The organism is Micromonospora fluostatini (assembly GCF_050410825.1).
GTDB lineage: Bacteria > Actinomycetota > Actinomycetes > Mycobacteriales > Micromonosporaceae > Micromonospora > Micromonospora rosaria.
In genome coordinates this window covers 4,285,897-4,299,106 of sequence record NZ_CP191251.1, presented here as the reverse complement: position 1 = coordinate 4,299,106, position 13,210 = coordinate 4,285,897, and the positions used below count along the sequence as shown (strand labels likewise).

Sequence of the window (13,210 nt, the reverse complement as noted above, 5' to 3'; positions counted from 1 at the left end):
CGTCCAGCAGGAAGGTTCCACCGATGATCCGTCCCCGGCGTACCGCCACCGCCGTCGTGCTCGCGCTCGGCGCCACCGCCGCCCTGGTGCTCGGCCTCGCCGGGCCCGCCGCCGCGCACGTCACGATCAACCCGGACGAGGCGACACAGGGCGGCTACGGCCGGTTCGCGTTCCGGGTGCCGAACGAGAGCGACACGGCGAACACCGTGAAGGTCGAGGTGACCCTGCCGGAGGACGCGCCGGTCGGCTCGGTGTCGACGATGCCGGTAACGGGCTGGACGGTGGCGGTGGAGCGGCGCGCGGTCGACCCGCCGGTGGAGGTGCACGGCAGCCAGCTCACCGAGGTGGTGTCGAAGCTGACCTGGACGGCCGCCGAGGGTGGCGGGGTCAAGCCCGGCGAGTTCCAGGAGTTCCCGGTCTCCATGGGGCCGCTGCCGCAGGTCGACACGATGGTCTTCCGGGCGTTGCAGACCTACTCCGACGGCAACGTCCAGCGCTGGATCGAGCCGCCGGCCCCCGGCGGCGAGGAGCCGCAGGACCCCGCCCCGGTGCTGCGGCTGACCGCCGCCGACGCCGCGCCCTCGGCGGCACCCACCGCCGCCAGCGGTGACGACGCCGCCGACGACGCCGACGAGGACCGGGCCGAGGGCTCCGGCACCGCGACCGGGCTCGGGGTCGCCGGCCTGGTGGCCGGTTTGGCCGGGCTGGTCCTGGGCGGGCTGGCGTTCGCGCGTACCCGCCGGGAGACCACGCCGACGTCCTGATCGCCCCCGTTCACCGGCCCGTCGGAGCGCTCCGACGGGCCGGGGGCGTTTCGCCCTTTCTTGGCCCTGATATCCGCTGTTTGTTCCCTTTGCCTGGGTAAGGTCGGCCGGGTACCTGGCCACGGAGGGGACGGAACGGATGCGGTTCGTGCGGGCGATCGTCGGAGTGCTGCTGCTGCTCGTCGGGATCCCGGCCACGCTCGCCGGGGGCGCGCTCGGCCTCCTCGCCCGGCACGCCGACCCCGACGGCGGGTTCACCGCCCGCTTCGAGCCGGTCCGCACCGAGGGCCACGCGGTGGTCGTCACCGACCTGGACGCCCTGCTGCGCGCCGAGGTGCCGCCGGCCCGGATCGGCGGCAGCCGGGTCCGCCTGGACGCCGCCACCCCGGACGGCGCGGCCTTCGTCGGCCTCGCCCCGACCGACGAGGTACGCCGCTGGCTGGCCCCGGTCCCGCACGCCACGGTCGGCCGGCTGGCGCTGGCCCGGGGTCCGCTGCCGGTACGCCTCGACCCGGCCGGCCCGCCCGCCGGCCCCACCGCCGCGCCGACCGTCCCGGGTGGCGCCGCCACCCCGCCGTCCACGCCGGGTGGCCCGCCTGCCCCGCCCTCCGTGCCCGCCGGCCCACCCGCCCCGCCACCCGCGTCCGGCGGCCCCACCACCCCGTCGGCCCCGGCCGGGCCGCCGCCGGCCGGCGACGTGCCGACCGGCCCGCCCGCCGCCCGGGTGCCGGCCGCACCCCCGACCGGTGCCGGTGCCTCCGCCGCCACGCCGGTGCCCGGTGTCGTGCCGGCCGCCTCGCCGGCCGGTGGCCTGGTGCCTGCGGTGTCGCCGGCCGGTGGCCCGGTGCCTGCGGTGTCCCCGGGCGGTGGCCCGGTGCCGGCCGGGTCCCCGGGCCCTGGCTCAGCGCCCTCGGCCGGTGGCCCGGTGCCGGCGGTGTCGCCGGGTGGGGGCGCGGTAGGTGCCGCGCCGTCCGCCGTCGCGCCGGGGCTCCCCGGCGGCCAGGCCTTCTGGCTGCGCGGCGGGGTCGGCGCGCTGGAGTGGCGGCCCGAGGACCTCGCCGGCCGCGCGGTGAGCCTGGTCGTGATGCGCCCCGACGGCCAGCCCGATCTGGCGCTGGACCTGCGGGCACGGTGGGCCGCCTCGTGGCTGCCGGCGGTCACCTGGGGGTTGCTGGCCACCGGCGTGCTCCTGGTGGCCCTGGCCGTGATGCTGCTGCTGCGGCCGGTACGACCCCGTGAGGTGGTGTTCGTGGTCGAGCCCGACCAGGTGCCGGTGCTCGCCGGCCGGCTCGGCGTGACCTCGCTCAGCGGGCTCGGCGCCCCGCCCGAGCCGGACCGGCACTACAGCACGCTGGAGTTGCCGCCGGACGCGGTGGCGTCGGCGACCCACCCCGGCCCGGTCCTGTCCTGGCCGCCGCCCGGCCCGGAGGGCACGCCCCCGCCGGTCCGCCTCCCCGGCCACCTGCGGCCCGCCGTCCCACCTGACGAGTGACCCCCGCAGGGGCGGTCCGGCCGGCGACAGCGCCCTCGGCGGCGGGGCCACCGTGACAGCGCGCTGCCCCGTGACAGGGCGCTGCCCCGTGACAGGGCGCTGCCCCGTGACAGGGCGCTGCCCCGTGACGGCGCTGCCCCGTGACGGCGCTGCCCCGTGACGGCGGTGCCCCGGGACGGCGGTGGCCCTCCGTGCTGCCGACACGGAGGGCCACCTGCACCGGGGGATCGGTGCCGCCCACAGGGCGGGGGACATGCGTACTTCAGGCTAGATTAGCGGCAAAGAAGGCTACTCGGGACTTCTGTCCATTTGATGCAAATTTTGGCCCGTCCTCCCGACCGGCAGGACCGCCAGCAGGAGCAGGCTGAGCAGCACGTACGGGTTGCGGACGACGAAGTCGAGCGGCGAGTCGGTGCGGACCGGGGAGACCCCCCAGTCCTGGAAGGTCACCACCCCGTACGTGATCAACAGCGTCGTCCCGCCGGCCAGGGCGCCGTACCGCCACCGTCGGCGTCGGCCTTCCGTCGTCCCCGGGTCGGCGCTCAGCGCCGCGTCCACCAGCACCACCACCGCCGGCACGAACCAGTAGATGTGGTGGGTCCAGGTGATCGGGCTGACCAGGGCGGCGACCAGCCCGGTCAGGGTCAGCCCGGTGAGGTGCTCCCCGGCGCGGGCCGCCCGCGTCGCCCGCCACAGCCCGTACCCGGCGACCACCGCGACCAGCAGCAGCCACAGGAGCTGATTCGGCCGTTCGGGCGCGGTGAACCGGCTGAGCAGCCCGAACAGCGACTGGTTGCCGGTGTAGTCGGTGCGCCCGACCCGTTCGGTGGACCACAGTTCGTGGGTCCAGAACCGCCACGAGTCGCGCGGCGCGACCGCCGCCGCCAGCAGGGTCGCCAGCGCGGCGGTCCCGCTGGCCACCGCCGCCGCCCGCCACCGCCGGGTGGCCAGCAGGTACACGATGAAGATGCCCGGGAAGAGCTTCAGCGCCGTCGCCAGGCCGACCCCCACCCCGGCCCAGCGCGACCCCCGGGGTACGGCGAAGAGCAGGTCGGCCAGGATCAGCACGACCAGGAGCATGTTGATCTGGCCGAAGGTGATGGTCTCCCGGGTGCTCTCCACGGCGAGCACCAGCAGCACCGCCACCGTGACGGTGAACACCCTGGGCAGGCCGTGCCGCTCGACCAGCGGCAGGAGCAGCCAGCGGGTGGTCACCACCACCCCGAGCAGGGTCAGCCCCGTGAAGATCAGCTCGGTCGCGCCGAGCGGTAGCAACGCGAAGGGCCGCAGCAGCAGCGCGGTGAAGGGCGGGTAGGTGAAGTACAGCTCGCCCTGGACCCGGTCCGGCTGGACGTAGTCGTAGAGCGGTTGACCGGACGCCCACCAGTCCATCGCCCGCATGTAGATCTTCAGGTCGAAGAAGTCGTGCACCCGGCCGGGCAGGTAGAGCGCGGGTACCACGGCGGCCAGGGCGACCACCGCGACCACCCGACGGATCCGACGGCTGCCGGCATCCTCCCCGGTGGGAGCGGGTGGCGCGACTGATTCGGCTGGCACGGGGGAAACCCTAGCGGGCCAAGGTGGCCAAGGTGCGCAGGCGCGGGTGTGACGATGCCGCGTAGGCTGTGGCCGTGGCTGACCTCCTCGTCTGGATCGACTGTGAGATGACCGGGCTCGACCTCGGCCGGGACAAGCTGATCGAGGTGGCCGCGCTCGTCACCGATCCCGACCTCAACGTGCTCGGTGAGGGGGTCGACGTGGTCGTCCACGCCGACGACGAGGCGCTGGCGGCGATGCCGGAGATCGTCCGGACGATGCACGCCAAGTCCGGGCTCACCGAGGAGGCCCGCCGCTCCACCATCACCCTGGCCGAGGCCGAGGAGATGGTGCTCGACTACGTCACCCGGCACGTCAAGGATCCGCGTACCGCGCCGTTGTGCGGCAACTCGATCGCCACCGACCGGGGTTTCATCGCCCGGGACATGCCCCGGCTCGACGCCCACCTGCACTACCGCATGATCGACGTCTCCTCGATCAAGGAACTCTGCCGGCGCTGGTACCCCCGGGTGTACTTCGGCCAGCCGCAGAAGGGCCTGGCCCACCGGGCGCTGGCCGACATCCGGGAGAGCATCCGCGAGCTGGAGTACTACCGGCGGACGGTCTTCGTGCCGCTGCCCGGCCCCGACGTGGACACCGCCAAGTCCATCGCCGCCACGCTGTAGCGCGGTCGCCTCCCCCGCGACCGGCCGGCGAATGTCGGTGGTCGGCGGGTGCCGGCGGTCGGTGGGGAACCCGGTGGACGCCGGCGGCCCCGGTGTGGCTATTATTAGTGCGCTCCGCCCGGCTGGGCGGACATGGTGGCTGTAGCTCAGTTGGCAGAGCACCGGGTTGTGGTCCCGGTTGTCGTGGGTTCAATTCCCATCAGTCACCCCAGGCGACACCCCAGTTCAGGGCCGGTTTCCCACCGGCCCTGACGTGTATCCGGGGGCAGAGTGGGGGAACGCGGCCCCGTGGGCCGGCGCCGGTGCTAGCGTCCGGCTAGGAGCCCCGCCCACCGAAGGAGCTGGTCATGGCCGACCTCACCGTGTTCGGTACCGGCAACAGGGGGCAGGCGATCGCCGGGCTCGGCAGCAGGGCCGGCCGTGCCGTCGAGCTGATCGGCCACGACGACACGGGCACGACGGTCTCCGTGACCTGGTCGTCCTCGCCGTGCCGTACCCGGCCGTGGCGGAGATCATCGAGCAGCGCCGGGACCAGCTCGGCGGCCGGATCGTCGTGGACATCACCAACCCGATCGACTTCGAGACCTTCGACCGTCTCGTCGTGCCGCCGGACTCGTCGGCGGCGGCGCAGATCGCCGCCCGGTTGCCGGACTCCGTGGTGCTCAAGGCGTTCAACACCACCTTCGCCGGTACCCTCGCGGCCGGCACGGTCGGCCCGCTGCCGACCACCGTCCTCGTCGCCGGGGGACGACGGCGACGCCAAGGCGACCCTCGTCGACCTGGTCACCGGTGCCGGCCTGCGCGCCGTCGACGCCGGATCGCTGCACCGGGCCCGGGAGCTGGAGGCGATGGCGTTCCTCCAGATCGGCCTCGCCTCGGCCGGCGCGGTCCCGTGGACCGGCGGCTTCGGGGTGGTGGCCTGAGCCCGACGGTTTCGGGGTGGTGGCCGGCGGGCGGGTGGCTCAGCCCTCGGTGGTGTCGGCGGCCGGCTCGTACGGCAGGGCGCTGCCCTTGACGTACTCCTCCCAGCTCATCGCCCACTCCGTCCAGCCGTTGCCGACCTGGAGCTTGCGCTCGGTGCCCTTGACCGTGATCGGGTCCCCGACCCGGGTGTTCGAGAACAGCCAGGCGCCGTTGGCCATCGACACGTTCACGCAGCCGTGGGAGACGTTGGTGCGCCCCTGCTGCCCCTCCGACCAGGGGGCGGCGTGGATGAACTCCCCACCGTAGGTGAGCCGCTGGGCGTAGTCGATCTTCGTCCGGTACCCGTCCTCGGGGCCCAGCTCGTCGTAGGTGTCGAAGACCGTCTTGCGCAGCTTCTCCATCACCACCATCGTGCCGCTGGACGACGGGGTGCTCTTCTTGCCCAGGCTCACCGGGATGGTCTTGACCACCTCACCGTCCCGGGTCACCGTCATCCGCTTGGCCTTGTTGTCCACCGTCATCCGCAGGTCCCGGCCGACCTCGACGTCCACCGTCAGGTCGTTGCGGCCGTACCAGCCGCCGCCCAGGGGCAGCCCCCCGGCCTGTACCCGGTACGAAATCTTGGTCCCCGACTGCCAGAACTCCTTCGGCCGGTACCGGACCTCGGTGGGGCTGACCCACCGCCAGATGCCCTCCTGGGCGGGCTCCGAGGTGACCGTCATCCGGCGCTGCACCTCGGCCCGCCGGTCCTCAGGGATGCCCCGGCCGAACGTCACGATCAGGGGCATGCCCACGCCGACCACCTGGTCGTCGCCGAGGAAACTGGAGATCCGCACCTGCTTGCCGGGCTTGGCCATGGTGGTGAAGGTGCTGGTCACCGTCGCCGGCCGCCCGTCGTCGCCGGTCGCGGTCACGGTCGCGGTGTACGTCTCGCCGTACTCCAGCGCGCCGGTGGGCAGCCAGCTCGCCCCGTCGGCGGCCAGCGCGCCCTCGACGGCCGTGCCGGACGAGTCGGCCAGCTCGACCGTCGTCTCCGTCGCCTGTTCGGTGTCGAAGACGATCGCGGTCGACGCCGGCACGTCCTTCGCGTCGGCCTGCGGCTCGGTGATGACGGCCGACGCCTTCGGCGGGTTCTCGGCGGGTGCGCCCGGTGCGCCGGGTGCACCACCGGTGCCGTTCCCGCTGCCACCGCCGGTGGTGGTGCAGGCCCCGGTCAGCGCCAGCACCGCGACGAGCGCGCCCGCCGCGAGCACCCGGCGTCGCCCACCGCGCCGGGTGCCGGCGTACCGGATCGACTGGTCCTGGCTGGCTCGCATGCTTACCTCACTGTCCTGGCCCGACTGCCGTCGTCTCTCACTGACGCACGGGACCCGGTGCCGGTTGCCGGGCGTGAACCGGAACACCTCAGCAGTATGACCGATTCACCAAGAGATCCACCTTTTGTGATCGGCGCTCGCGTCCCCGCCGCCGTGGGGCCGGCATCCCCTGACCCGGTGTCACCGTCTGGTCCGCTGCACCCGACCCGGTCCGCCCGGTGCTCCACCACCCGTTGCCCGATCCCGGCCGCCCGGAAACGACGGTGACCCCCAAGCGCGCCGGGAGCGCGTGCCGGAGGTCACCGACGCGGTACGTCACACGGGCGGGGCGGCGGTACCGGTCACCGGCGTCCCGCCGCCCGCCGCGTCACAGGTCGAGAGCGGCCCCGGCGCCACCCTCCGGCACCGGCAGGGCGCTGCCCTCGACGAACTCGGACCACTCCAGGTTCCAGGCGGTCCAGCCGTTGCCGGCGGCCAGCTTGCGCTCGGTGCCCTTGATGGTGATCGGGTCGCCGACCCGGGTCCGCTCGAAGAGCCACTTGGCGTTCTGGGTGGAGACGTTGACGCAGCCGTGCGACACGTTGCGCTGACCCTGGTGCTGCACCGACCAGGGCGCGGCGTGGATGTACTCGCCGCCCCAGGTGATCCGCTGGGCGAACTCGATGTCGGTGACGTACCGGTTCTCCGGGTTCGGGTCGTCGCGGGTGTCGAAGACGGTCGCCTCCTTCTTCTCCATCACCACCATGGTGCCGCTGGACGACGGGGTGCTCTTCTTGCCCAGGCTGACCGGCATCGTCTTGATGACCTGGCCGTCCTCGTACACCGTCATCTGCTTGGTGGCGTTGTCGACCTTCATCTCGAAGGCGCGGCCGATCTTCGCGGTGGCCTTCCGGTCGACGTTGCCGTACTTGCCGTTGCTCAGCGGGATACCCGCCAGGGCGATCCGGACCGAGAGCGTGGTGCCCGGCTTCCAGTACTCGGGGGCACGGTAGTACGCCTGGGTGCCGTTGGAGACCCAGTGCCAGGCGCCCGGCTGCGGCGGGTCGGTCTGGACGAACATCCGCTTCTGCACCGCCGCCCGGTCCTTCTTGGGGATGCCCGGGTGGAACTCGGCGACGACCGGCATGGCCACCCCGTACGACCGGTCGTCGAAGAGGTAGAGCCCCGAGGTGATCATCGAGCCGGGCTTGGCCATCGTGGTGAAGGTGCTGCTGCCCTGCTGGGCACGCCCGTCCGGGCCGGTGCCGGTGACCTCGGCGGTGTACTTCGTGGCGTACTTCAGCGGCTCCGCCGGCACCCAGGACGATCCGTCGGCCCGCACCGTACCCTCGACCGCCTTACCGTTGGCGGTGGTCAGGGTGACCTCGGTGATCTTGCCGCCCTCGGGCAGCTTCGCGCCGATCTCGGTGCTGACCGGCCGGTCCTTCGCCCCGTCGGCGGGCGTGACCTTCAGGCTGGGCAGGGACGACGACTCACCTGGCGCGGCCGAGACGCCCCCCACCGAGCTGCCCGGCGTCGGTGTCCCCCCGACGACGAACTCCGCCTGCTCTCCGCTGCTGCCGCAGCCGGTCAGGGCCACCGCCGCCGTCAGGGCCAGCGCGCCCACGAGCGCTCCGGCCCGCGTGAAACTGCCCATTCCCACCTCAGTTCTCACGGTCCTGGCACACATCGTGCCGTATCGGCACGGCCCCCCGGACCCGGGATCCGAGAGAGTCGAGATCTTCGCGCCTTTTGTCCGTTAAGCTCGCCCGAAGGGGTGAGGGGGGTATCGGATTGGAACGGCTCTCAGGGCCCGTGCTAATGTTCTCCCCGTTGCCAGCGAGCGCCGCTAGCTCAACTGGCAGAGCAGCGGACTCTTAATCCGCGGGTTCGGGGTTCGAGTCCCTGGCGGCGCACCAGCAATAATGGCTCTGACCTGGGGTTTCACCCTGGGTCAGGGCCTTCTTCATTTCCCCGCCGATGGTCCGGTGCTCGATGGGTGCTCGGGAGCCGTTGGACGGTCGCGGGTTCCGGTGGACGGGTGGCGTGATGGAGGACGGCTCGGGCCGGTGGTGGCGGTGATGTCACCCTGGGCGGGCTGCGGGGAGTCCGCATCACGTCGCCGTCCTGGTGCCCCTACGCTTGCGGCATGAGGGAACCCAGCGCGGATCGGGCCTATGCCACGACAGACGACCTCCCGATCTCGGCCGTGCTGCCCGAGTTGCTGCGGAGCGTGCGGGAGGGCCAGGTCGTCTACCTCAGTGAGCAGGACGAGCCGGTGGCCGCCGTTGTCCCGCTGGAAGTGGCGAGGGCAGGGCTCGCGGCCCTGGGCAGGTCCGATGAGGGAACTCGGTGACGGCACGGGTCGCTCGGTGTCGATGAACCGGTCCGCGGCGATCCCGGCCGCGATACCTGACGAGATTCGCTCCGACGTGGAGACGCTGTGGCGCTACCACGATCTGGGCCACCAGCTACGTCGGTGTGACGTGGGCATCGGGTTGGGCAGTCACGACCTCGGTGTGGCGGTGGCCGCGATCCGCCTGTTCCACGAGGGCCTGTTCCCGTGGATCGTGTTCACCGGCGCGAACGCTCCGACGACGGTCGAGCGGTTCCCGCGCGGTGAGGCCGTGCACTACCGGGAGTACGCGGTCGAGCATGGCGTTCCGGCGGACTCGATCCTCGTGGAGCCGCGGGCGACGAACACGGCGCAGAATCTCGACTACTCGCGCCGCCTGCTGGCGGAACGCCAGATTCCGGTGCGTTCGGTGTTGCTCATGTCGCGGCCGTACCAGCAGCGTCGGGCGTTCGCCACCTGCAAGCTGATGTGGCCGGACGTTGAGGTGGTGTGCGCGTCGAACCCGTTGGGGCTCGACGAGTACGTCCGCAGCATCGGTGATGTGCGGCGGGTGGTGGACATGCTGGTGGGTGACACGCAGCGGATCGAGGTGTACGCCGAACGTGGGTTCGCGGTTCCACAGGAGGTGCCGGACGAGGTTCGGTCGGCCTTCGGCCGTCTGGTGGCGGCGGGTTACACGAGCCGGCTCGTCTGAGCTGAGTCGGGTTACCAGCGGGGCCCGCCTGGTCGGATGCCCATTCGTTCGCTGAGTTCGACGGCCGGCCGGGGTGGCCGAGGGCGGGTGAGGATCTCTCGAACCAGGTCACGGGAGAGTCGGTGGTAGCGCACCTGATCGGGGCCGATGACCTCGGCGTCGAGGAGGGCGGCCAGCGCTTCGTCGATGCGGTTCCAGCGGGCGAGCGCGCGTGCGGTTTCGATGGCGTGCCGGACCTGCCGTTCGACCGGAAGTGCTGTGGTGTCGAGCGGCGCGCCGATGGTGATGGCGCGTTGCACATCGCCGAGTTCCATGGCCACGGTCGTTTTGTGGATCGACACGTTGGTCGGTCCGAAGGCGGTCCACACGTGGTTTCCGTCGGTGCCGAGCCTGGTGGCCGCGGTGTCGGCTTCGGTGATGTGGCTGTTGGCGCAGGATCGGTCGTCTTCACGCGCGGCGGCGAGTGCGCATACCAGGTGCAGGCTGCCGTAGACGGAGAGTAGTTGCGGTGTGGGCGCGGCCAGTCGTGGTTCGAGGAACCGGGCGGCGGTGGCGGCGAGGCTACGCGCTTGGGCGTACTCGCCGATGGAGATCAGGGAGTGCGCGGCCGATCGGCTGAGTGAGCCGATGACCACGTGGTCCTCGCTGGTGTTCGCTGCGGCCAGGCCTCGGCTGGCGGCCGTCCAGGCCAGGTCGCCTTCGCCGAGCTTGGTGAGGAACAGGGCGGCGAGTTGGTGGGCGTAGGCGGTCATCGCGTGGGCGCGTTGGCCGTCGTCTCCGTCGTAGGCCTCAGTGGCGGTGAGGCAGTCGTGGATGAGGTGCGGAAGCCGGCGGGCGAGGGTGCCGTATCGCGAGTGCTGGTAGGCGTTCCAGATCGTGGCTACATCGTTCTCGAGTTCGGTCAGGGCAGGCGCGTCTACGGCGGCAGGGTTGGCCAGGGCGGGCGCGAGATGCCGATAGTCGTGGAGCGCCGCACGCAGGGCGGGGATGGTCTCGCGGCCTGAGTCGTCGGACCACTGGAACAGGCTCGGGGCACCTATCAGGTCTCCGAGGGAGATGTCGAGAGCCTTGGCGATCGCGCGGATGACCGAGAGCCGGTCCAGGTCGGCACGGTTCGTCTCGACCTTGCGCAGCCATTCGTGGGTCTTCCCCACCAGGCCGGCGAGCACCTCCTGTGAGAGTCCTCTGCGGCGTCGGTAGAAGGCAACGCGTTGGCCGATCGTCATGTCGTCTGTCATTCCTCGCACAGCATCACCTTGCCCGCTGATGCCATCCGGACCCGGTACAAATTTTCCCGGTTCTTCGTCCAGGTGGCTCCTACCTTCGATGGCATCAGATCACCGATGTGAGCTGACAGTCGATATCCGTAACGACGCAGCCATGATCTTCCTATTGGGGGAATCGATGACCAACGAGCAGGGGTACGGACCGATGCGTCCGCCCGGGTCGCTGTGCAGGGCTGAGTCGTACGGGATGAGGAGTCCCCGTCTGCCTACCGCCCAGAGGGCTGCGTGGGCGGGTGGGCGGCGGTCTGCTCCCGACTGTCGTCCCGCTGCGGTGGGCTCGCGTTTTCGGGCGCGGGCCCACCGCCTCGCGGAACCCGCCAGAGTGGGGGACCGGGCGTGACCTTGTACATCTCCCGCTCGGTGGCGACCAGCCGGGCGGCTCAGCGACTCGGGGCGCAAACCTCGACTCCGGCGACGGCCATGGCGGATCCGTCGTTGTTCACCTACGCCTGGCGTCGGTTCTTCGAGCAGCGGAGCCGAACAAAGGATCACCAGTGAGCGCCGACGAGCCCGGATCTGGCGAGAGCGGTGGCCTGGTGCGGGGTGAGCATGTGCCGTCGCGTCCGCAGTGGCACTGCCGCGCCTGCGGCCATGCCTGGCCCTGTACTCCGGCGCGGGAATTGCTCCTTGTCGAGTACGCGGGCAACCGGGTTGCGTTGTCGCTGTACCTGGCGGCGTGTCTGCACGAGGCCATCGACGATCTGCGTGTTCTCGACGCGAGGAGTACGGGCGGTTGTGGGGGAGTGTTCGACCGGTTCCTCGGCTGGACGCATCGGTATCCCGACCGTCAGCAGCCGACCATCGGCCCTTCACTGCTACCGGAGGAGGCGGAATCGTGAGCGGTATCGGGGTGATCGCCGCGAGTGGCCTACCGGCGATCGCGCGAACGTTCCACACCCTGGTGGTGCAGCCGACGAGTTTCTGCAACCTGGACTGCACGTACTGCTACCTGCCGGATCGCCGGTCCCGGCGTCTGATGACGGTGCCGGTGGCGAGGGCCTGTGCCGGTGCGATCGAGGTGCAGGGCAGCGGCCATTCCGTCAGCGTGGTCTGGCATGGGGGTGAGCCCACCGCCACGCCGCTCGGTCGCTTCCTGGATCTGCTGGCCCCGTTCGAGTCGTTGCGGCGGGCGGGGCGGATGGGTCACGAGATCCAGACCAACGCCACCCTGGTCGACCGGCGCTGGTGTGAGGTGTTCGCCGACTATGGGTTCACGGTCGGGGTGAGTGTCGACGGGCCCGCCGCGTTGAACCGTAACCGGCTGGATCGTGCGGGCAGGTCGACGCACGCCCGCACGATGCACGGTGTCCAGGTGCTCGCCGCCGCCGGGTTGGAGTACTCGGTGATCTGCGTCGTCACGCCGGAGACTATCGACCACGTCGACGATCTCGTTGACTTCTTCGCCGGGTTGCCGGGGTGCCGGTCGGTGGGTTTCAACATCGAGGAGCAGGAGGGCGCCGCCCGGTTGCCGGTGGGCGTGGAGTCCGCGTACCGGTTCTGGCGGCGGCTTGTGCAGCGCCGCACGGCCGGCGAGCGGCTGCGGATCCGTGACCTGGACCGGTTGGCCGACTACCTGGCTGCTGCCCGCGCCGGGCAGGTCGAGCACGGGCCGTACGAACCGATCCCGACGGTGTCCTGGGACGGTCAGGTCGTGCTCCTTTCCCCGGAACTGCTCGGCATCCCCGACGCCGGCTACGGGGACTTCGTCGCGGGCAACGTCCTCGCGGAGCCGATCACCGTCATGCTGTCCCGTGCTGGCGGTCTGCGCTATGTCACCGAGTTCGTCGCCGCGCTCAACGACTGCGCGAACCGGTGTGGGTTCTACGACTTCTGCCGTGGCGGTCAGGCCGGCAACCGCTACTTCGAGCACCGCACCTTCACCGTCCGGGAGACGAACTACTGCCGCACCACCTGTCAAGCGTTGGTCCGCGCCACCGCAGACCACCTCACCGCTATGGGAGGAACACCATGACCCACGCTCTCGCCGTTCTCGTTGACGCCGCGCCGGAACACCTCGCCTGCCTCCGTGTCGGACCGTTGCGGGCGGTACCGTCGGTCGACGCGGGGAAGTTCGACAATCGGCCCACGTGGGACAACCGGGGCTCGTTCGACAGTCGGCCCGGCTGGGACAACTGGAACAAGAAGAAGTGACCCCAGGCTTTCTTGGGCAGGAGCGG

14 protein-coding genes and 2 tRNA genes are annotated in these 13,210 nt (G+C 71.5%); 11 read left to right on the top strand and 5 right to left on the bottom strand.

Annotation, left to right across the window (positions count from 1 at the left end):
- Positions 1–23: 23 nt before the first annotated feature.
- Positions 24–764 (top strand): YcnI family copper-binding membrane protein, encoded by a 741-nt coding sequence (locus ACQUFX_RS18745; protein ID WP_428961638.1) that lies wholly within the window; start codon positions 24–26, stop codon positions 762–764.
- Between the two features lie 139 nt (positions 765–903).
- On the top strand, positions 904–2,256 hold the full coding sequence (locus ACQUFX_RS18740) for a hypothetical protein (RefSeq protein WP_428961637.1): 1,353 nt from the start codon (positions 904–906) through the stop codon (positions 2,254–2,256).
- A gap of 288 nt (positions 2,257–2,544) precedes the next feature.
- Here the strand turns inward: ACQUFX_RS18740 and ACQUFX_RS18735 are convergent, their stop codons facing one another.
- Positions 2,545–3,813, bottom strand: coding sequence for a glycosyltransferase family 87 protein (locus tag ACQUFX_RS18735; protein WP_428961636.1), 1,269 nt, complete (start codon positions 3,811–3,813; stop codon positions 2,545–2,547).
- Positions 3,814–3,881: 68 nt separating this feature from the next.
- Here ACQUFX_RS18735 and orn point away from each other — a divergent pair, with 68 nt between their 5' ends.
- Together orn and ACQUFX_RS18725 are read left to right on the top strand one after the other, a co-directional pair.
- On the top strand, positions 3,882–4,478 hold the full coding sequence (gene orn, locus ACQUFX_RS18730; protein ID WP_083978277.1) for an oligoribonuclease: 597 nt from the start codon (positions 3,882–3,884) through the stop codon (positions 4,476–4,478).
- A 135-nt stretch (positions 4,479–4,613) separates the two neighbouring features.
- Positions 4,614–4,689 (top strand) — tRNA-His (locus tag ACQUFX_RS18725).
- A 105-nt stretch (positions 4,690–4,794) separates the two neighbouring features.
- Here ACQUFX_RS18725 and ACQUFX_RS18720 read toward each other — a convergent pair.
- From ACQUFX_RS18720 to ACQUFX_RS18710, 3 genes are all read right to left on the bottom strand, one after another.
- Positions 4,795–5,241, bottom strand: coding sequence for a hypothetical protein (locus ACQUFX_RS18720; RefSeq protein ID WP_428961635.1), 447 nt, complete (start codon positions 5,239–5,241; stop codon positions 4,795–4,797).
- Between the two features lie 199 nt (positions 5,242–5,440).
- Positions 5,441–6,718, bottom strand: a complete 1,278-nt coding sequence (locus ACQUFX_RS18715; RefSeq protein ID WP_428961634.1) for a L,D-transpeptidase — start codon at positions 6,716–6,718, stop codon at positions 5,441–5,443.
- A 367-nt stretch (positions 6,719–7,085) separates the two neighbouring features.
- Positions 7,086–8,354, bottom strand: a complete 1,269-nt coding sequence (locus ACQUFX_RS18710) for a L,D-transpeptidase (protein ID WP_428961633.1) — start codon at positions 8,352–8,354, stop codon at positions 7,086–7,088.
- A 186-nt stretch (positions 8,355–8,540) separates the two neighbouring features.
- On the opposite strand from ACQUFX_RS18710, the gene ACQUFX_RS18705 reads away from it, so the two are divergent.
- The 3 genes from ACQUFX_RS18705 to ACQUFX_RS18695 all read left to right on the top strand — a co-directional run bounded on the left by ACQUFX_RS18705 (position 8,541) and on the right by ACQUFX_RS18695 (position 9,747).
- Positions 8,541–8,616: transfer RNA gene (locus ACQUFX_RS18705), tRNA-Lys, on the top strand.
- 230 nt (positions 8,617–8,846) lie between these two features.
- Complete coding sequence (locus ACQUFX_RS18700) at positions 8,847–9,053, top strand: hypothetical protein (RefSeq protein WP_428961632.1); 207 nt, start codon at positions 8,847–8,849, stop codon at positions 9,051–9,053.
- A gap of 16 nt (positions 9,054–9,069) precedes the next feature.
- Positions 9,070–9,747 carry a YdcF family protein gene (locus tag ACQUFX_RS18695; RefSeq protein ID WP_428967000.1) on the top strand — a complete coding sequence of 226 codons (678 nt, stop codon included), beginning with the start codon at positions 9,070–9,072 and terminating at the stop codon, positions 9,745–9,747.
- A gap of 11 nt (positions 9,748–9,758) precedes the next feature.
- On the opposite strand, the gene ACQUFX_RS18690 is transcribed toward ACQUFX_RS18695, so the two are convergent.
- Positions 9,759–10,985 (bottom strand): helix-turn-helix domain-containing protein, encoded by a 1,227-nt coding sequence (locus ACQUFX_RS18690; RefSeq protein ID WP_428961631.1) that lies wholly within the window; start codon positions 10,983–10,985, stop codon positions 9,759–9,761.
- Positions 10,986–11,258: 273 nt separating this feature from the next.
- Between ACQUFX_RS18690 and amcA (ACQUFX_RS18685) the strand changes: the two genes are divergently transcribed.
- From amcA (ACQUFX_RS18685) to amcA (ACQUFX_RS18670), 4 genes are read left to right on the top strand one after another with little or no spacing between them, the layout of a single operon-like run.
- A complete protein-coding gene (gene amcA, locus ACQUFX_RS18685; protein WP_428961630.1) occupies positions 11,259–11,531 on the top strand; it encodes a multiple cyclophane-containing RiPP AmcA in 273 nt (90 codons plus the stop codon).
- Entirely contained in the window at positions 11,528–11,872 is a 345-nt protein-coding gene (locus ACQUFX_RS18680; RefSeq protein WP_428961629.1) for a hypothetical protein, read from the top strand. Before amcA (ACQUFX_RS18685) ends, ACQUFX_RS18680 begins: the two co-directional genes overlap by 4 nt.
- The gene (gene amcB, locus ACQUFX_RS18675) at positions 11,869–13,005 is read left to right on the top strand and encodes a cyclophane-forming radical SAM peptide maturase AmcB (RefSeq protein WP_428961628.1); all 1,137 of its coding nucleotides are present in this window, start codon (positions 11,869–11,871) and stop codon (positions 13,003–13,005) included. The genes ACQUFX_RS18680 and amcB overlap by 4 nt, the downstream gene beginning before the upstream one ends.
- On the top strand, positions 13,002–13,184 hold the full coding sequence (amcA, locus tag ACQUFX_RS18670) for a multiple cyclophane-containing RiPP AmcA (RefSeq protein WP_428961627.1): 183 nt from the start codon (positions 13,002–13,004) through the stop codon (positions 13,182–13,184). The genes amcB and amcA (ACQUFX_RS18670) overlap by 4 nt, the downstream gene beginning before the upstream one ends.
- Positions 13,185–13,210: the final 26 nt, after the last annotated feature.

What these genes read in the sequence shown, in the direction of transcription:
- ACQUFX_RS18740 (WP_428961637.1), top strand. Translation starts at nt 904, where the DNA reads ATGCGGTTCGTGCGGGCGATCGTCGGAGTGCTGCTGCTGCTCGTCGGG.
- ACQUFX_RS18700 (WP_428961632.1), top strand. Translation starts at nt 8,847, where the DNA reads ATGAGGGAACCCAGCGCGGATCGGGCCTATGCCACGACAGACGACCTC.
- ACQUFX_RS18745 (WP_428961638.1), top strand. Translation starts at nt 24, where the DNA reads ATGATCCGTCCCCGGCGTACCGCCACCGCCGTCGTGCTCGCGCTCGGC.
- amcA (WP_428961627.1), top strand. Translation starts at nt 13,002, where the DNA reads ATGACCCACGCTCTCGCCGTTCTCGTTGACGCCGCGCCGGAACACCTC.
- ACQUFX_RS18710 (WP_428961633.1), bottom strand. Translation starts at nt 8,354, where the DNA reads ATGGGCAGTTTCACGCGGGCCGGAGCGCTCGTGGGCGCGCTGGCCCTG.
- ACQUFX_RS18715 (WP_428961634.1), bottom strand. Translation starts at nt 6,718, where the DNA reads ATGCGAGCCAGCCAGGACCAGTCGATCCGGTACGCCGGCACCCGGCGC.
- ACQUFX_RS18690 (WP_428961631.1), bottom strand. Translation starts at nt 10,985, where the DNA reads ATGACAGACGACATGACGATCGGCCAACGCGTTGCCTTCTACCGACGC.